This is a genomic window from Phytobacter sp. MRY16-398 (assembly GCF_003925915.1).
In the GTDB taxonomy this organism is placed as follows: domain Bacteria; phylum Pseudomonadota; class Gammaproteobacteria; order Enterobacterales; family Enterobacteriaceae; genus Phytobacter; species Phytobacter diazotrophicus.
In genome coordinates this window covers 1,741,175-1,758,927 of record NZ_AP018756.1, presented here as the reverse complement: position 1 = coordinate 1,758,927, position 17,753 = coordinate 1,741,175, and the positions used below count along the sequence as shown (strand labels likewise).

Sequence of the window (17,753 nt, the reverse complement as noted above, 5' to 3'; positions counted from 1 at the left end):
TCATTCACTATTCTTATAAAGATTGCGCTACATCATGTCGCGCGATCTCCCCTTCCCGATGAAGAAATCAGCGTTTGATCAAATTTTCATTTTTTTTTGCGAAATATTGACATCCCCGCCAGGCCTTATGCGACGTGGACTTAGCCTTTATCACTCTTTTGCAACCTCAATTTAACGTCAAAATCAACTCTTGTACTCAAAAGAATCCTTACTAGAATACTCACCATATAGCGTTTCTCTTATCATATACCCCCAACATATAGTATTTATCCACAGACTTAGTCACAACGTGGTTCTGTGGATAATTGGGGGATATTTTTTATTCACGGACAGGTAAATTTCACATGAATCAGAGTCTGCTGGTGACAAAGCGCGACGGTAGCACCGAGCGCATCAATCTCGACAAAATTCATCGGGTGCTGGATTGGGCGGCAGAGGGGCTGAGTAATGTATCCATCTCCCAGGTGGAACTGCGTTCCCATATTCAGTTCTACGACGGCATCAAAACGTCCGACATTCATGAGACTATTATCAAAGCCGCTGCGGACCTGATCTCCCGTGAAGCGCCAGACTACCAGTACCTCGCCGCGCGCCTGGCCATTTTCCACCTGCGTAAAAAAGCCTATGGTCAGTTCGAGCCGCCAGCGCTGTACGACCATGTGGTAAAAATGGTTGAACTTGGCAAATACGACACGCATCTGCTGGAAGACTACACGGAAGAAGAGTTCAAGCAGATGGACGAGTTTATCGACCACTGGCGCGATATGAATTTCTCCTACGCGGCCGTTAAGCAGCTTGAAGGCAAATACCTGGTTCAGAACCGTGTAACCGGCGAAATCTACGAGAGCGCGCAATTCCTCTATATCCTGGTGGCTGCCTGCCTGTTCTCAGGGTATCCACGCGAGACGCGTCTGAGCTACGTGAAGCGCTTCTATGATGCGGTCTCTACATTCAAAATTTCTCTGCCGACGCCGATTATGTCCGGCGTACGTACTCCGACCCGTCAGTTCAGCTCTTGCGTGCTGATCGAGTGCGGCGACAGTCTGGACTCTATCAACGCCACTTCCAGCGCAATTGTGAAATACGTTTCCCAGCGTGCCGGTATCGGCATCAACGCGGGTCGTATTCGTGCGCTGGGTAGCCCGATTCGCGGCGGTGAAGCGTTCCATACCGGCTGTATCCCGTTCTACAAACACTTCCAGACCGCGGTAAAATCCTGCTCTCAGGGCGGTGTGCGCGGTGGTGCGGCGACCCTGTTCTATCCGATGTGGCATCTGGAAGTTGAAAGCCTGCTGGTTCTGAAAAACAACCGTGGCGTTGAAGGTAACCGTGTACGTCACATGGACTACGGCGTACAGATCAACAAACTGATGTACACCCGCCTGCTGAAAGGGGAAGAGATCACCCTGTTCAGCCCGTCTGACGTCCCCGGCCTGTATGACGCGTTCTTCGCCGATCAGGATGAATTCGAACGTCTTTACACCAAATATGAGAAAGACGACAGCATCCGCAAACAGCGCGTAAAAGCCGTTGAGCTGTTCTCGCTGATGATGCAGGAACGTGCCTCTACCGGCCGTATCTATATCCAGAACGTTGACCATTGCAATACCCACAGCCCGTTTGACCCGGTGGTTGCGCCAGTGCGCCAGTCTAATCTGTGCCTGGAAATCGCTCTGCCAACCAAACCGCTGGAAGACGTGAACGACGAAAACGGTGAAATCGCGCTCTGCACGCTGTCTGCCTTTAACCTGGGTGCGATTTCTAATCTGGATGAGCTGGAAGAGCTGGCGGTGCTTGCCGTGCGTGCGCTGGATGCCCTGCTGGATTACCAGGACTACCCGATTCCGGCGGCAAAACGCGGTGCAATGGGCCGCCGTACGCTGGGTATTGGCGTGATTAACTTCGCCTACTGGCTGGCGAAAAACGGCAAACGCTACTCCGACGGCAGCGCCAACAACCTGACCCACAAAACGTTCGAAGCAATCCAGTACTACCTGCTGAAAGCATCTAACGAGCTGGCGAAAGAGCAAGGCGCATGCCCGTGGTTTAACGAAACCACCTACTCCAAAGGCATTATGCCTATTGATACCTACAAGAAAGACCTGGACGGTATCACCAGCGAGCCGCTGCACTACGACTGGGACGCACTGCGTGAATCGGTGAAAACTTACGGCCTGCGTAACTCCACGCTGTCTGCGCTGATGCCGTCGGAAACCTCATCGCAGATCTCCAATGCCACCAACGGCATTGAGCCACCGCGCGGCCATGTGAGCATCAAGGCGTCGAAAGACGGTATCCTGCGTCAGGTGGTGCCGGATTATGAGTTGCTGAAAGATAAGTACGAGCTGCTGTGGGAAATGCCGAACAACGACGGCTATCTGCAACTGGTGGGCATCATGCAGAAATTTATCGACCAGTCGATCTCTGCAAATACCAACTATGACCCGGCACGTTTCCCGTCCGGAAAAGTGCCGATGCAGCAATTGCTGAAAGACTTGCTCACTGCCTATAAATTTGGCGTGAAGACCCTGTACTATCAAAACACCCGCGACGGTGCGGAAGATGCGCAGGATGATCTGGTGCCGTCCATTCAGGATGATGGCTGCGAAAGCGGCGCATGTAAGATCTAATGTAAATGCCGGGTGACGCTACGCTTACCCGGCCTACGATTTTGTTTGCCCGATCTACAAAATCTCTCACAGGACACACTCATGGCATACACCACCTTTTCACAGACGAAAAACGACCAGCTCAAAGAGCCGATGTTCTTCGGGCAGCCGGTCAACGTGGCACGCTACGATCAGCAAAAATATGACATCTTTGAAAAGCTGATTGAAAAGCAACTCTCCTTCTTCTGGCGTCCGGAAGAAGTTGACGTTTCCCGCGACCGTATTGACTACCAGGCGTTGCCGGAACACGAAAAACACATTTTCATCAGCAACCTGAAATACCAGACGCTGCTGGACTCTATTCAGGGTCGTAGCCCGAACGTGGCGCTGTTGCCGCTGATTTCGATCCCGGAACTGGAAACCTGGGTTGAAACCTGGGCGTTTTCAGAAACGATCCATTCGCGCTCTTACACCCACATCATCCGTAATATCGTGAACGATCCGGCGATTGTGTTTGACGATATCGTCACCAACGAGCAGATCCAGAAACGTGCCGAGGGCATTTCGGCCTATTACGATGAGCTGATTGAGCTAACCAGCTATTGGCATCTGCTTGGCGAAGGTACCCATACCGTTAACGGTAAAACCGTGACCGTGAACCTGCGTGAGCTGAAAAAGAAACTGTATTTGTGTCTGATGAGCGTTAACGCACTGGAAGCTATTCGCTTCTACGTCAGCTTTGCCTGCTCTTTCGCCTTTGCGGAGCGCGAATTGATGGAAGGCAACGCCAAAATCATCCGTCTGATTGCACGCGATGAAGCGCTGCATCTGACCGGGACTCAGCACATGCTGAACCTGCTGCGTTCAGGTAGCGATGACCCGGAAATGGCGGAGATTGCCGAAGAGTGCAAACAGGAGTGCTATGACCTGTTCGTCCAGGCGGCGCAGCAGGAGAAAGAGTGGGCAGAGTATCTGTTCCGCGACGGCTCCATGATCGGTCTGAATAAAGACATCCTGTGGCAGTATATTGAGTACATCACCAATATCCGCATGCAGGCGGTCGGCCTGGACTTGCCGTTCCAGACCCGCTCTAACCCGATTCCGTGGATCAATACCTGGCTGGTCTCTGACAACGTTCAGGTGGCTCCGCAGGAAGTGGAAGTCAGCTCTTATCTGGTTGGCCAGATCGACGCCGAAGTCGATACCGACGACCTGAGTAACTTCCAGCTCTGATGACGCGCGTAACCTTACGGCTGACGGGCGCACAGGTGTTGTGCCAGGAAGAACATCCGTCTTTGCTGGTGGCGCTGGAATCACACCGCGTGCCGGTGGAATACCAGTGCCGCGAAGGTTACTGCGGCTCCTGTCGCTGTCGCCTGGTCACAGGCCAGGTCGACTGGCTGACCGAGCCGCTGGCCTTTATCCAGCCTGACGAAATATTACCCTGCTGCTGCAAAGCAAAAGGGGATATTGAGATTGAAATGTAAAAGGGCCGCGCGCGGCCCTTTTTATTGCCTTATCGGCGCTTAGCCGCCACTTGTGCATGATGTTTGCGTTCGCCAATCATCACCACAATCAGCAAAAGCACAGCCAGGATGCTGCCGCCAATCATCACCATAAAACCACCGTCCCAGCCAAAGAAATCGACGGTGTAACCCACAATCGCACTGGCCGCCACCGACCCGCCAAGGTAGCCGAATAAACCGGTGAAGCCCGCTGCCGTACCGGCGGCTTTTTTTGGAGCCAGTTCAAGAGCGTGCAGACCAATGAGCATCACCGGGCCGTAGATCAGGAAGCCAATGACAATCATACAGACCATATCTATCGTCGGATTGCCCGCCGGGTTTAACCAGTAGATGATCGTGGCAATGGTGACCAGCGTCATAAAGAAGACGCCTGTTGCACCACGGTTACCTTTGAAGACTTTGTCCGACATCCAGCCGCAAATCAGCGTCCCTGGGATCCCGGCATATTCATAAAAGAAATAGGCCCAGGAAGATTTATCCAGCGCGAAATGTTTCACTTCTTTCAGGTAGGTGGGTGACCAGTCCAGAATGCCATAGCGCAGCAGATAAACGAAGACGTTGGCGATGGCGATGTACCAGAGCAGACGGTTCGGGAAGACGTACTGCATAAAGATTTGCTTCGCCGTCAGCTCCTCTTCTGCCTTTTCGCTGTAATCGTCCGGGTAGTCGTTTTTATACTCTTCAATCGGCGGCAAGCCGCAGGACTGAGGGGTATCGCGCATCATAGCGAACGCGAAGATCGCCACAATGATTGCCCCAAACGCAGGCATATACAGCGCCGCGTGCCAGTCGTTAAACCAGGCCATACCCAACAGGAACAGCAACGGGGGAATACCGCCGCCGACGTTGTGCGCACAGTTCCATACAGACACTATCCTGCCACGCTCTTTTTGCGACCACCAGTGCACCATGGTACGTCCGCACGGCGGCCACCCCATTCCCTGGAACCAACCACACAGGAACAGCAGCACAAACATAATGGCAATGCTCGATGTCGCCCACGGGACAAATCCCATGAACAACATGACTGCCGCGGCCAGAATCAACCCGGCGGGCAGAAAAACGCGCGGATTCGAACGATCCGAGACCGACCCCATAATGAATTTTGAGAAACCATAGGCAATGGAGATCCCCGACAGCGCAAACCCTAAATCACCGCGGGAAAAGCCCTGCTCCACAAGGTAAGGCATGGCCAACGCAAAATTTTTGCGCACCAGATAATAGGCCGCATAGCCGAAGAAAATACCCAGGAAGATCTGCCAGCGCAGACGACGATAAACCGGGTCGATACGATCTTCAGGAAGTCTTTCTCGGTGGGATTCTGGCCGGAAAATACTCAACATATATGCCTCCGTGGCAGGGTTTTATCATTATATGTGACTACTATGAGTGAAAACGAAACCATGATTTCGTTTGTAACGGTTTTACCCGGCAAATTCTAACGACAAAAGGCGATTTGTCGCACCTTATGTTACATATTTATGACAAAGCTCCACTTTCAGACATAAAACCACTCTTGTTATTTTCGTTTTTTGCTCGAATATGCGCGATATCAAACAATCCATAGCAACAGTGTGGCTAAATGTTTCTATGGAATCCCGCTCGGAAGACGAAAATATGGGTAACTCAAACGATTACGATGTCATCATCATCGGCGGTGGCGCGACCGGAGCAGGCATCGCCCGCGACTGTGCATTGCGCGGACTGCGCGTGGTACTGCTTGAACGCCATGACATAGCCACAGGTGCCACCGGCCGCAATCACGGTTTATTGCACAGCGGTGCGCGTTACGCAGTGACCGATAACGAATCCGCCCGGGAATGTATTGCAGAAAACCACATCCTCAAGCGTATCGCTCGCCACTGTATTGAGCCTACAGACGGTTTATTTATCACCCTGCCGGAAGACGATCTGGCTTATCAGCCTGTCTTTATTGACGCCTGCCAGCGCGCAGGGATTAACGCGCAGGCCATTACGCCAGAAGAAGCGCGGCGCACGGAGCCCAGCGTAAATCCGGCACTGACTGGTGCCGTCCGCGTACCCGATGGCACGGTGGATCCTTTTCGCCTGACGGCCAGTAATATGCTGGATGCGCGTGAACATGGCGCCACTATCCTGACAGGCCACGAAGTCTGCGCATTAATACGCCAGGGCGACAGGGTCACCGGTGTACAACTGATGAACCCGCAAACCCATGAAATTTATCCTCTGCATGCTCCTGTCGTGGTCAATGCCGCCGGGATCTGGGGCCAGCGCATCGCGGAGTATGCGGATTTACGGATTCGCATGTTCCCGGCCAAAGGAGCCCTGCTGATACTCGACCACCGCATCAATCAGCATGTGATAAACCGTTGTCGTAAACCGGCAGATGCCGACATCCTCGTACCCGGCGATACCATTTCCCTGATTGGCACCACCTCCACGCATATTGACTATAAGGATATTGACAACATCCGGGTGACGCCCGAAGAGGTCGATATTCTGCTGCGTGAAGGGGAAAAGCTGGCGCCAGTGATGGCGCAGACCCGTATCCTGCGCGCCTATGCAGGCGTACGTCCTTTGGTTGCCAGCGATGATGACCCGACAGGACGTAACGTAAGCCGCGGCATTGTGCTGCTCGATCACGCTCAACGTGACGGGATGGAAGGCTTTATCACCATTACCGGCGGCAAGCTGATGACCTACCGTCTGATGGCGGAGTGGGCCACAGATGCCGTCTGCCGCAAGCTCGGTCTTAGCACTCCTTGTACCACAGCGACAACGCCGTTGCCCGGTTCACAGCAGCCTACCGAACAGGCGCTGAAAAAAATTATCTCACTGCCGGTGCCGCTACGCGGTTCGGCTATTTATCGCCATGGCGATCGCACTCCAGCCTCGCTGGGCAGCGATCGCCACAGTCGTAGCCTGGTGTGCGAATGCGAAGCCGTCACCGCCGGGGAAGTCCAGTATGCCGTTGAAAACTTGAATGTTAACTCTCTGCTGGATCTGCGCCGCCGTACCCGCGTGGGCATGGGCACATGTCAGGGTGAGCTGTGCGCCTGTCGCGCAGCCGGCTTACTGCACAGCATGCGGGTGACCAGTGAAACAGAATCTATTAACCAGCTTTGCGCATTTTTGAATGAGCGCTGGAAGGGCATAAAACCTGTCGCCTGGGGGGATGCGCTACGCGAAAGTGAATTTACACGTTGGGTCTATCAAGGACTGTGCGGGCTGGAAAAGGAGCCAACTGATGAAATTTGATACGGTTATTATCGGCGGCGGCCTCGCCGGGTTACTCTGCGGCATTCGGCTGAGCGAAAACGGTCAACGCTGTGCCATTGTCAGCCGCGGTCAGAGCGCACTCAATTTCTCTTCCGGCTCGCTGGACTTACTTTCCCGTCTGCCGGATGGGCAACCGGTCACCGACCTCATCGCCGGGGTAGACGCGTTACAGCGTATGCAAAGCGAACATCCTTATGCCTTACTGGGCGCTGAAAGGGTACGCCACTATGCAAAAATGACCCAGACCATGCTGGCAGACTGCGGCATGGCGCTAAAAGGTGAGGCCGATACGCCGCATATGCGCGTCACCCCACTGGGTACCTTTCGTCAGGCCTGGTTAAGCCCCAATGAAATTCCTCTCCAGCCGACAAAAGATATTGCCATTGGGGTCGTCGGTATTTGTGGGTTTCTCGATTTTCAGCCGCAACTCGCTGCCGCGTCACTGAAAAAACGTGGCATAAATGCCACCGCAGAAGAGATAACGCTGCCGGTGCTGGACCGCGTGCGGGATAACCCGAGTGAATTTCGCGCCGTCAATATCGCCCGTGTACTGGATGTTGCACAGAATTTTGACGAGCTGTACCGCGCCTTGCTGCCGTTAAGCCGTCAGTACGACGAGCTTTACTTCCCGGCCTGTTTCGGCCTGCAGGATAGCGCCGTCTTTACACGACTTAACCAACAACTCTCCTGTCCGCTACGGTTGCTGCCTACCCTGCCGCCATCGGTTCCCGGCACCCGCATGCAATCACGCCTGCAACAGCGTTTTATCCAAAGCGGTGGGACATGGATGCCCGGTGATGAGGTGATCCGTGCCGATGTGGAAAGTGGGCGCGTGACACAACTATGGACGCGCAAGCATGAGGATATTGCGCTACGTCCACGCCATATGGTGCTCGCCAGCGGCAGTTTTTTCAGTAACGGTTTGATTGCCGAACGCGATCGCGTACGGGAAACCATTTTTGACCTCGACGTGTTACAAAGCCCCGGACGGGAAAGCTGGTATCGCGACAACGTCTTTGATACCCAGCCATGGCAGCAGTTTGGCGTGATCACTGACGAAACGCTACGCGCTAAGCACCAGGGCACGACGCTGGATAACCTGTATGTGGTGGGCTCCGTTTTGGGTGGCTTTGATGCGGTTGCTCAGGGGTGTGGGGGTGGCGTTTGCGCGGTTACCGCGCTGTATGCCGCAGAACAAATTTGCGCCGGGGGGAGGTAAAATGACCACAACTCAGTTTGAAAGCTGTATCAAATGCACCGTGTGCACCACGGTTTGCCCGGTCAGCGCGGTGAATCCTGCTTACCCTGGCCCGAAACAGGCGGGGCCGGATGGGGAGCGTTTACGTCTAAAAGACCCGGCGTTGTTTGACGAGGCGCTGAAATACTGCACCAACTGTAAACGCTGTGAAACCGCCTGTCCGTCCGGCGTAAAGATTGGCGATATTATTCAGCGCGCGCGTTCGCAATATGCCGTCAATCCACCTTCACTGCGTAATGCCATTCTGAGCCATACGGATTTGATGGGATCGTTATCCACCCCATTCGCGCCGCTGGTCAATACCGCCACGTCGCTCAAACCCGTTCGCCAGTTGCTCGATAAAGCGCTGAAAATCGATCATCACCGGACGCTGCCAAAATATTCCCATGGCACTTTCCGCCGCTGGTACCGCTCCGTGGCTGACAAGCAAAAGGCGTTTGATCAGCAGGTGGCGTTTTTCCATGGCTGCTATGTGAATTACAACCATCCGCAACTGGGCAAAGATCTCTTGCAAGTGCTGAACGCGATGGGAATCGGTGTGCAGCTCCTGCGTCAGGAAAAATGTTGCGGGGTGCCGCTGATTGCCAATGGCTATTTTGCGAAAGCGAAAAAGCAGGCGGAATTTAATATTCGGGCGTTGCAGCAGAGCATCACAGGAGACGGTATTCCGGTGATTGCCACCTCATCAACCTGTACCTTCACTTTGCGAGATGAATATCCGCATCTGCTGGACGTCGATAACCACCATTTACGTCCGCACATCGACCTGGCTACGCGTTGGATCTGGCGCAAGCTGGAAGAAGGCAATACGCTCAAGCTCAAAGAGTTACCGTTGAAAGTGGTTTATCACACACCGTGCCATATGGAGAAAATGGGCTGGACGCACTACACCCTGGATTTGCTGCGACGTATTCCCGGGCTGGAACTTACCGTACTGGATTCACGTTGTTGCGGGATAGCGGGGACCTACGGCTTTAAGCGCGAAAATTACGCCACTTCGCAGGCGATTGGTGAACCACTGTTCCGCCAGATTGAGGAGAGCGGTGCGGATTTGGTGATCACAGATTGTGAAACCTGTAAGTGGCAGGTGGAAATGTCCACAAGCCTTCGCTGTGAACATCCTATTACACTACTGGCGCAGGCGCTGCGCTAAAAGGTTCGCCCGCCGTAACCCTCCCGGCGGGCGAATAATTAATAACTACCCTTCGTTGCCGATGCCGAAGGTCTGGCCCCTTTAAATATCGCCAGCCGTTCATCTAACGCATTGGTATACAACATGGTGTCCACACCGACCGCCACGAAGTTAGCCCCCCACTCCAGCACTTTTTTTGCCATGAGCGGATCGACCGCCAGAAAACCCGCCGCTTTCCCGGCATCACGTATCTGCTTAATGGCCTGTTCAATGGCGCGTTGCACGTCCGGATGACCACTGTTGTCAGGATAGCCCAACGATGCGGAGAGGTCGGCAGGACCGATAAAGACCCCATCAATACCATCAACATGCAAAATGGCATCAAGGTTATCCAGCGCCGCTTTGCTTTCAACCTGAATCAACAAGCACAACTCTTCATTCGCGCGGGCCATATAATTTTCGACTCGCCCCCAGCGGGCGGCGCGCGCGACACTCGCCCCCACGCCACGAACACCCTGTGGCGGGTAACGCGTGGCCGCCACCACATCCTGAGCCTGCTCTGCGCTCTCCACCATGGGAATTAACAATGTTCGGGCACCAATATCGAGCACCTGTTTGATAAGAACACGGCTCCCCTCAACGGGCCGAATGACGGCCTGGCTGGTGTAAGGCGCAATGGCCTGCAACTGGTGATAGAGATCCTGAATAGTATTCGGCGCATGTTCGCCATCAATCAATAACCAGTCATACCCGGAGGTCGCTGCAATCTCAGCCATATACGACGTAGTGGAACTTAACCACAGGCCAATCTGCGTTTCGCCTTTTAGCAGACCCGCTTTAAACGGGTTGGATAAAATCGGATCCATTGTCATTTCACTTCCTTTTTGTCATGAATGAACGCTGTTCGAGTGAGAGACAGCCTGTCTTACATTCAGTGTTAAAATGATCAGCGCACCGGCAATCGCTACGCCAGCAAGGGTGAGAAGCCCGGCAGCGCCGCTGGCAAACAGGGTTTCGGCTTTGACACGAATGATCGGGGCCAGAAATCCGCCGACCGCGCCAAACAAATTCACAAAGCCAATACCCGCCGCCAGCGCCGTTCCGGACAGAAGCTGCGTTGGCATGGTCCAGAAAACCGGTTGTACGGCAATAAATCCCACCGCCGCAACGCATAAGGCAACAATGGCCAGCACGGGAGAAACCAGGCCAGATACGCCAATACCAATGCCCGCCGCTAACAGCGTCAGTGCAGCAATGTTGCGTCTTTCACCGGTCTTATCGGAATAACGAGGAATAAGCCAGGTACCAAACAGGGCGGCAATCCAGGGGATAGCGGTGACGACAGAGGCGGTGAACCCCACTTTTGTCCCCAGCAATGCGGCCACTTGCGTCGGCAGGAAAAAAATCAATCCATATACCGCGACCTGGATAGTCAGATAAATGATAGCCAGTTGCCATACCCGCCCATTACGCAGCGCATCGGTCAGACGTGACGTCACTTTACTTTCCTCTTCGCTGGCAAGCTGGGCCTCAAGAACGCCCTTCTCTTGCGGCGTGAGGAACCGTGCCTGCGCTGGCGTATCATCCAGCCAGAAGAAAGTAAAGATACCTGCAGAGACAGCCAGCAGGCCTTCAATCAAGAACATCCAGAACCACCCCGGATGCCCCATAAAACCATGCATCTCAAGTAAAGCGCCGGACAGCGGTGAACCCAGCGTCAAAGCTAATGGCGCCCCCATGTAAAAAAGCCCCATAATGCTGGCGCGATTGCGCTGTGGGAACCATTGAGAGGTCAGGTAAATCATGCCAGGGAAGAAGCCAGCTTCCGCCGCCCCAAGAAGCGTGCGGACAAGCAGAAATTTGGCTTCGGTATCAGCCCAGGCCATTGCTGCGGAGAGAAATCCCCATAACAGGGTCGTCCCTCCAATCCAGTAGCGTGCGCCAAACTTACGCATCAACAGATTAGCCGGCACGCCGAGGAAGGCGTACACCACAAAAAAGATCCCCGCCCCCAACGCATAGGCTTCGTTGCTAAGGCCGGTGTCTATCTGATACGTCTCTTTTGCAAAGCCAATATTCGAACGATCAAGAAATGCCAGGACGTATAACATCAACATAAAGGGGATTAAACGGGCGCAGTTTTTCTTTACCACGCTATCCAATAAGCTGGTATTCATCGTAATGACCTCATGTAGGGCTGCGCCGCGTCATGGCGGCGCGACGCGGAGGAATTAATGGTTATACGGGCGCTTTAAATTACAGTTGCGATTAAGCTCAACACCGAAGCCCGGTTTATCCAGCACACTCTTATGAATGCGACCATTTACAGGCACCGGTTCATCCACCAGGATGGGATCAAATTGCGGGCGCAGCGTAGAGCAGTCGGGGCTGGTCATTAAAAACTCACTAAATGGCGTGTTAGTGAAGGTAATAACCGCGTGATGGGAATAAACCGAAGAACCATGTGGCACGACAAGCTGCCCGCGTGCTTTTGCGATCGCGGCGATTTCCACCAGCGTCGTTAAGCCGCCGCACCAGCCGACATCGGGCTGCATGATATCAATCCCGGTTTCCGATAACGTACGGAATGATTGCAGCGTACCGTGATGCTCACCGCTGGTGACCATCATGCCAGCAGGAGCATTACGTTTAAGTTCGCGATAGCCCTCATATTGCTGCGGTGGCAGACACTCCTCGATCCATTTCAGATTATACGGGGCACAGGCATGGGCCAATTTGGTGGCATAATTAACATCCTGGCTCATCCAGCAATCCAGCATCAGCCAGAAATCTTCACCGCATTTCTCGCGATATTCAGCAACCATTGCCGCATCTTTGCGAATACCCGCATCACCATCATGCGGGCCCCAGTGTGTCGGCATTTTGCCGCCAATAAACCCCATCTCTTTAGCCAGGTCTGGGCGCGCGCCGGTCGCATAAAACTGGATTTCGTCACGCACCGCCCCACCGAGCAATTTATAAACGGGTAACCCGACAACCTTGCCAAACAGATCCCACAAGGCCAGATCGACACAGGAAATCGTATTCATAACCAGCCCGCCAGACCCTGCGTAATACAAGGTGGAATTAAGCATTTGATCATGAATAAGCTTGATATCGCTGACGCATTTACCCTCGATAAAGCGGTTTAAATGCTTTTCAACGATAAAGCAGCCCATCTCGCCTGCCGTGGAAACAGCAAAGCCCGTCTGGCCATTTTCAGCTTCCACTTCAACAATTAAGGTTCCCAGCACGTTAATACCGAAAGACTGCCGGGATTGTTCATAGGCCTTGTATTTGCTCATTGGGGTGGCGATATGGTCATCTATCCAGTGATGAGCGCCCTGATCGTGATAATCACCGCCGCCTGCCCCTTTCTCTGCGGTAGCGCCGCCAATGAACCAGGCTCTGACATGTTTAATTTTCGGTAAGGTCATGATGTTCTCCTTTTTATGATGCTTGCTTGTCGAAAGGGCTTTTCCACCCTAAAAGCCGGGAAATATCTTTTGCGCAAGTAATCGCCTTACCTGCGAGGTAATCCCGGTTTTCCTCATTAATTTGCAGTCGGGTTCCCACGACCGAAATGGCTGCCGTTAGCGCATTGCGGGCATCAAAGACGGGGGCAGCGACACATCGGACATCGGGGTAATCTTCACCATTGTCATAGCTCCACCCCCTGGAACGAATCAGCACCAGCTCATCGTGTAATTGTTGGGCATTGGCGATAGTCGACGACGTCGCTTTTTCCCAGTGCAAATGACGGATGATTTCATCGCGCGTCGCGGGCGGCTGCCAGGCCAGCAGACACTTCCCTATGCCGGAGCGATAAAGGGAAAGACTTTTGCCCTCGTGCGAGCGCACGCTGATGGTGGAGGAGGATTCTATTTTGAGAATGTAATAAGCATTTGCGTCATCAATAATGCCGAGATGGCAGAGCAGACCGGTCTCATCCATAAGTTCAGTCAGCCGGGGACGGGCAATCTCGCGCAGATCCATTCTTCCCAAAGCATGCCCGGCAAGTTCAACGAGCTTTGTCCATAAGCAGTAGTTGTCATTGCTATCAATACGCAATAACCGCGCTTTCTTTAATTCCGCTAAAATTAAATAGGCGGTGCTTTTGGGAATGCCTGTCTCTTCGATGATTACCGCAGCGCTGCAAGGCCCAATACGTGCGATGAGATTAAGGATTTCAATTGCCCGGCTGAGTGCCGGCACTTTGCTTGATTCCAACATATTGGACTCCAGTCCTGAATATTGGAATCAGTGTTGCGACTTAGGGGAACCGATTTTGTGAGAGCGATCATAAAGCTATGGCGATCCAGCATGCTGGACGTTTCATGAATAGAAAATGTGAAGTATTACGCAGATTTTTTCAGGTGGAGTACAACAGGCTGGACTGGAAAAGCGCCGGAAGGATAATTTCTTCCGGCGTAAAGGGATTACTCAACAAATAAGGATTCGACGACATTGATCCAGCCATGGTCGCTGGCAACGTCCTTGCCATTGAGCCAACGACGCAGAATATTCAGCGCCATCATGGCACAGACTTCCTGACGTACCGTCAGGCTGTGTCGGTTCGTATTAAACTTGACGCGTAAGGCATGTGTACCTTCCGGCGTCGCCAGCGCGAAGTTCAGATGCTCATCTTCGAGTCCCGTGACGGTCAGCGCCAGCCCGGCCAGATGGCGATCGCGCAGCCCCGCAGCCCAACGTGCAGTTTGCACTAACGCTTCATCCTGCGAAGGGATAACTTCGCTGACCAGCAGCGGCGCACCCGCACGCGAAAGTTGCAACGCCACCAGGCCGCCGGTGAACTGTTCACTCAGCGTCAGGCTAAGTTGACGTTCACGCAACCGCCCGGCAAGCAGCGCCGGCAAACCGACGGTGCCTTCGAAAATGAGGCTCTCACCGGCTACCCGCTTCACTTCCGGCCATAACGCTTCCATCGCCTCGCGATGCTCAGCAGGACCGGTAAGTTTCAGTTCAATAATGGGCATTGAGGAGCGATAGCCCATCACTACACCCTCAGGTAACGTCAAATGCGACAGGTTTTGCGCCAGATCGCTTTCAGAACGGCCAAAGGTTGTCAGGCGCAGGCAAACAGGCGGCTCAGGAAGCGTAAAGCGTGCGCGAATGCGCGGCAGAATTTCATGTTCCACCATCACTTTAAACTCCGAGGGCACTCCGGGCGTAAAGAACATCAGGCAGCGATTAAGCTGTACGGCAAAACCACAGGCGGTACCGACCGGGTTATCCACCAGCTCCGCACTGGCAGGAATTTCCGCCTGCTTGCGGTTGCTGGGCGCCATGACGCGTCCGCGCTCGGAAAAAAAGCGCTCCATCTGCGTCAACCACTCTTCATGCAATACCAGCGCTTCGCCCTTCGCCGTTGCCGCCGCCAGCGCACTGAGGTCATCGCTGGTTGGGCCCAGGCCACCATTAACAATAAGAATATCCGCCTGTTGGCTGCGCTCACGCAGAATGGCCACCAGGTCGTCGAGGTTATCGCCAACGGTATTACGTCGGGTAAGCGGTAGCCCCTGATTAAAGAAAAAATCTGCCAGCCAGGCGGCATTGGTGTCCACGATTTGCCCGTGCAAGACTTCATCGCCGGTTGACAGCATCTCTACGTTTAACATTATTTTCTCCAGCAATAGAGGTTGAAACACTATACCGCATGAAGGGAAGAAAAGAGGTAAGAAACTGGCGCGGACGGACGCCGCGCCGAAGGATCAGAAGCTGGCGTTGACGCCGACATACGGGCCATCCGCCACCGCATTATCGCGGTTGCCTTCTTTACCGGTCAGCTCGACATAACGGTAACCGGCTTCGATACTGAGCGGACGAATAATAGTCAGACGCGCACCGGCATTCGCTTCACGGTAGTCGTTAACCCCGCTGGAGAGGGAATCCGGGGAGTAATAATATTCGCCAAAGAGACGGAAGCTGTCGCTAACCTGCCATGCCAGACCACCACCAACGGCCAGCGCATACCCTTCGCTCCCGGCATTCGGGTTAAGGTAAACGCCTTTACCGCCAACCGTCCCCATAAACGGCCCCAGCGGAATGTTGTAACCCAGGCCCAGACCGGCGATATCGCCATCATCATCGTTATGCGCCCAGTTGCCGCTCAACGCCAGACCACTGGTTTCCGTTCCCATACCCACACCGAGGTTGGTGTAGTGCTCACCCACCTGGCCGCTCAAGCTCACAGCATTTGCCCCGGCAGACGCCAGCAGAAGGCTGGCAAAACCCAAATATATACTCTTTTTCATTTCTCTTATCCGCGCAACAATAGTCCAATGTTCCAAAGCGGCTGATTGTACGATCATTTTTTTTAAGAATACTGAACTAAAAATGATTTTTTACATCAATCCACGATTTTTACGCGCCCGTTTTCATTAAATGCGCTTGCACAGGACAAGTAGCTCTTTTTTGGCAGCTTACTGCATCCCCGCAAGGTTGGTGGTATAAACCCTATACCCGTCATAAGGATAAGGACTAAATCATGCGTCAAAGGACAATTGTATGCCCACTGATTCAAAATGAAGGTGATTATTTGCTATGCAAAATGGCGGATGATCGCGGTGTTTTTCCCGGTCAATGGGCACTCAGTGGTGGGGGAGTCGAACCAGGTGAGCGTATTGAAGACGCGTTGCGCCGCGAAATTCGCGAAGAGCTTGGTGAGAAACTGGTGTTGCAGCAGATAACGCCATGGACCTTTAGCGACGATGTGCGCATAAAAACCTACGCCGATGGCAGCAAAGAAGAGATCTACATGATCTACCTGATTTTTGACTGCATCAGCGCGAACCGTGAAGTGGAGATCAATGAGGAATTTCAGGATTACGCCTGGGTTAGCCCGGCGGATCTGACAAAATACGATCTGAATGTCGCCACCCGCCGCACGCTGAGTCTGAAAGGGCTACTTTGAGAAAAGAGCAGCGCAGTCTTAATGTTTGAGCTGCGCCAGTTCAGCTTCACTCAGACCAGTGAAACGCTGCACGACAGCTTTGTCCATCCCACTGCGTAACATTTCACAGGCGATGCGAAGCGCCTCGGCTTTTTGTCCTTCGTGACGTCCTTCATGGCGCCCCTGACGAAAGCCCTTACGCCTGCCGAGTTCTTCCAGTTGTTCAGCAATAGTCATCAACGTCTCCTTATGTTGTGGCGAACGGTGCGCCAGTCGGCGAAGAAAAGCGCCTGGCGCTGGCGTGTTGCCTCTGCTTAGTAGATAGTGCATTGCAGCGCGCAACTGCTGGCGGGTAGTGTATCCCAGCGACAAAGTCGTGACCAGTTTGTCCAGCAAAAGGGTCATATCCCGCAGACGAATGTGCTTTTGTAATAATTCGAGTAAGGCAACACGTCGGTGCGTCATGATCTGCTCATCAGGCACAACGGTAATATCCACCAACGGAAATGGCGTTGTGTACAGTTCATGGGCATATTGTGGCTGGCTGAACATATCCAGCCAGCATAACGAAAAGGGATAAGGGCTAACGCGCCCATGATAAAAAAGCATTGGAATCACCAGGGGCAAGACCGTGTTTCCCGCATCGAGATGCCGCTGCATTGCCGCTACGGCATAACGCATCAAGCGAAAAGCCATAAACCTGTCGGGTGAACTTTGGTGCTCAATGAGTACATAAATATAGCCCTCACCCTGCCGGGTTTTGACCGAGTAGAGCACATCGGAATGGGTTGCGCGCAGTGCCTCGTCAACAAAGCTGCCGGACTCCAGTTTCAGAGTCGCGAGATCGCAAAGCTGGCGTAGCGACGCGGGCAAATGGAGGGTCAGAAAATCGCGCGCTGTTTCTTTATGGGTAAGAAACTGTTTGAAAAGCGCATCATGCGCGGTAGGTGCAGCGGTGTTCTTCATGGCATTCCTTGCCTGAGTAGAGATGTCAGGACACTAACATCCTCCCACCGCCGGTGGGCATTTCCGGCTTGCAAACTGGAAAACGCTA

15 protein-coding genes are annotated in these 17,753 nt (G+C 53.4%); 7 read left to right on the top strand and 8 right to left on the bottom strand.

What is annotated here, in order from left to right:
* Nucleotides 1–344 precede the first annotated feature (344 nt).
* The 3 genes from nrdA to yfaE all read left to right on the top strand — a co-directional run bounded on the left by nrdA (nt 345) and on the right by yfaE (nt 4,096).
* Nucleotides 345–2,630, top strand: coding sequence for a class 1a ribonucleoside-diphosphate reductase subunit alpha (nrdA, locus tag MRY16398_RS08425; protein ID WP_125124159.1), 2,286 nt, complete (start codon nt 345–347; stop codon nt 2,628–2,630).
* An 81-nt stretch (nt 2,631–2,711) separates the two neighbouring features.
* Nucleotides 2,712–3,842: a class Ia ribonucleoside-diphosphate reductase subunit beta gene (gene nrdB / locus MRY16398_RS08420; RefSeq protein WP_039079918.1), complete on the top strand. Its 1,131-nt coding sequence runs from the start codon at nt 2,712–2,714 to the stop codon at nt 3,840–3,842.
* Nucleotides 3,842–4,096 (top strand): class I ribonucleotide reductase maintenance protein YfaE, encoded by a 255-nt coding sequence (yfaE, locus tag MRY16398_RS08415; RefSeq protein WP_125124158.1) that lies wholly within the window; start codon nt 3,842–3,844, stop codon nt 4,094–4,096. The genes nrdB and yfaE overlap by 1 nt, the downstream gene beginning before the upstream one ends.
* A 29-nt stretch (nt 4,097–4,125) precedes the next feature.
* Here yfaE and glpT read toward each other — a convergent pair whose 3' ends face one another.
* On the bottom strand, nt 4,126–5,478 hold the full coding sequence (gene glpT, locus MRY16398_RS08410; protein WP_071195658.1) for a glycerol-3-phosphate transporter: 1,353 nt from the start codon (nt 5,476–5,478) through the stop codon (nt 4,126–4,128).
* 274 nt (nt 5,479–5,752) lie between these two features.
* On the opposite strand from glpT, the gene glpA reads away from it, so the two are divergent.
* The 3 genes from glpA to glpC are packed head-to-tail and all read left to right on the top strand — an operon-like array spanning nt 5,753 to nt 9,807.
* Nucleotides 5,753–7,375: an anaerobic glycerol-3-phosphate dehydrogenase subunit A gene (gene glpA / locus MRY16398_RS08405; RefSeq protein WP_125124157.1), complete on the top strand. Its 1,623-nt coding sequence runs from the start codon at nt 5,753–5,755 to the stop codon at nt 7,373–7,375.
* Entirely contained in the window at nt 7,365–8,615 is a 1,251-nt protein-coding gene (gene glpB / locus MRY16398_RS08400) for a glycerol-3-phosphate dehydrogenase subunit GlpB (RefSeq protein ID WP_125124156.1), read from the top strand. Before glpA ends, glpB begins: the two co-directional genes overlap by 11 nt.
* A 1-nt stretch (nt 8,616) precedes the next feature.
* Nucleotides 8,617–9,807 (top strand): anaerobic glycerol-3-phosphate dehydrogenase subunit GlpC, encoded by a 1,191-nt coding sequence (glpC, locus tag MRY16398_RS08395; RefSeq protein WP_039079979.1) that lies wholly within the window; start codon nt 8,617–8,619, stop codon nt 9,805–9,807.
* Between the two features lie 38 nt (nt 9,808–9,845).
* On the opposite strand, the gene yfaU is transcribed toward glpC, so the two are convergent.
* The 6 genes from yfaU to MRY16398_RS08365 all read right to left on the bottom strand — a co-directional run bounded on the left by yfaU (nt 9,846) and on the right by MRY16398_RS08365 (nt 16,061).
* The gene (gene yfaU / locus MRY16398_RS08390; RefSeq protein ID WP_039079978.1) at nt 9,846–10,652 is read right to left on the bottom strand and encodes a 2-keto-3-deoxy-L-rhamnonate aldolase; all 807 of its coding nucleotides are present in this window, start codon (nt 10,650–10,652) and stop codon (nt 9,846–9,848) included.
* Between the two features lie 21 nt (nt 10,653–10,673).
* Nucleotides 10,674–11,963, bottom strand: coding sequence for an MFS transporter (locus tag MRY16398_RS08385; protein WP_125124155.1), 1,290 nt, complete (start codon nt 11,961–11,963; stop codon nt 10,674–10,676).
* Between the two features lie 54 nt (nt 11,964–12,017).
* Nucleotides 12,018–13,223: an L-rhamnonate dehydratase gene (gene rhmD, locus MRY16398_RS08380; RefSeq protein ID WP_039079913.1), complete on the bottom strand. Its 1,206-nt coding sequence runs from the start codon at nt 13,221–13,223 to the stop codon at nt 12,018–12,020.
* Nucleotides 13,224–13,236: 13 nt separating this feature from the next.
* Entirely contained in the window at nt 13,237–14,019 is a 783-nt protein-coding gene (locus MRY16398_RS08375) for an IclR family transcriptional regulator (protein WP_039079912.1), read from the bottom strand.
* A gap of 206 nt (nt 14,020–14,225) precedes the next feature.
* Complete coding sequence (locus MRY16398_RS08370) at nt 14,226–15,425, bottom strand: nicotinamide mononucleotide deamidase-related protein YfaY (protein WP_107223779.1); 1,200 nt, start codon at nt 15,423–15,425, stop codon at nt 14,226–14,228.
* 93 nt (nt 15,426–15,518) lie between these two features.
* The gene (locus MRY16398_RS08365; RefSeq protein ID WP_039079910.1) at nt 15,519–16,061 is read right to left on the bottom strand and encodes a YfaZ family outer membrane protein; all 543 of its coding nucleotides are present in this window, start codon (nt 16,059–16,061) and stop codon (nt 15,519–15,521) included.
* Between the two features lie 233 nt (nt 16,062–16,294).
* On the opposite strand from MRY16398_RS08365, the gene nudI reads away from it, so the two are divergent.
* Entirely contained in the window at nt 16,295–16,720 is a 426-nt protein-coding gene (gene nudI / locus MRY16398_RS08360; RefSeq protein WP_039079909.1) for a nucleoside triphosphatase NudI, read from the top strand.
* A gap of 18 nt (nt 16,721–16,738) precedes the next feature.
* Here the strand turns inward: nudI and MRY16398_RS08355 are convergent, their stop codons facing one another.
* Nucleotides 16,739–17,665 (bottom strand): Rpn family recombination-promoting nuclease/putative transposase, encoded by a 927-nt coding sequence (locus MRY16398_RS08355; RefSeq protein ID WP_110294558.1) that lies wholly within the window; start codon nt 17,663–17,665, stop codon nt 16,739–16,741.
* Between the last annotated feature and the right edge of the window lie 88 nt (nt 17,666–17,753).

Coding starts and splice junctions, on each gene's coding strand:
- MRY16398_RS08375 (WP_039079912.1), bottom strand. CDS start 14,019: ATGTTGGAATCAAGCAAAGTGCCGGCACTCAGCCGGGCAATTGAAATC.
- yfaE (WP_125124158.1), top strand. CDS start 3,842: ATGACGCGCGTAACCTTACGGCTGACGGGCGCACAGGTGTTGTGCCAG.
- MRY16398_RS08370 (WP_107223779.1), bottom strand. CDS start 15,425: ATGTTAAACGTAGAGATGCTGTCAACCGGCGATGAAGTCTTGCACGGG.
- MRY16398_RS08355 (WP_110294558.1), bottom strand. CDS start 17,665: ATGAAGAACACCGCTGCACCTACCGCGCATGATGCGCTTTTCAAACAG.
- rhmD (WP_039079913.1), bottom strand. CDS start 13,223: ATGACCTTACCGAAAATTAAACATGTCAGAGCCTGGTTCATTGGCGGC.
- MRY16398_RS08365 (WP_039079910.1), bottom strand. CDS start 16,061: ATGAAAAAGAGTATATATTTGGGTTTTGCCAGCCTTCTGCTGGCGTCT.
- nudI (WP_039079909.1), top strand. CDS start 16,295: ATGCGTCAAAGGACAATTGTATGCCCACTGATTCAAAATGAAGGTGAT.
- glpB (WP_125124156.1), top strand. CDS start 7,365: ATGAAATTTGATACGGTTATTATCGGCGGCGGCCTCGCCGGGTTACTC.
- yfaU (WP_039079978.1), bottom strand. CDS start 10,652: ATGGATCCGATTTTATCCAACCCGTTTAAAGCGGGTCTGCTAAAAGGC.
- MRY16398_RS08385 (WP_125124155.1), bottom strand. CDS start 11,963: ATGAATACCAGCTTATTGGATAGCGTGGTAAAGAAAAACTGCGCCCGT.
- nrdB (WP_039079918.1), top strand. CDS start 2,712: ATGGCATACACCACCTTTTCACAGACGAAAAACGACCAGCTCAAAGAG.
- nrdA (WP_125124159.1), top strand. CDS start 345: ATGAATCAGAGTCTGCTGGTGACAAAGCGCGACGGTAGCACCGAGCGC.
- glpC (WP_039079979.1), top strand. CDS start 8,617: ATGACCACAACTCAGTTTGAAAGCTGTATCAAATGCACCGTGTGCACC.
- glpT (WP_071195658.1), bottom strand. CDS start 5,478: ATGTTGAGTATTTTCCGGCCAGAATCCCACCGAGAAAGACTTCCTGAA.
- glpA (WP_125124157.1), top strand. CDS start 5,753: ATGGGTAACTCAAACGATTACGATGTCATCATCATCGGCGGTGGCGCG.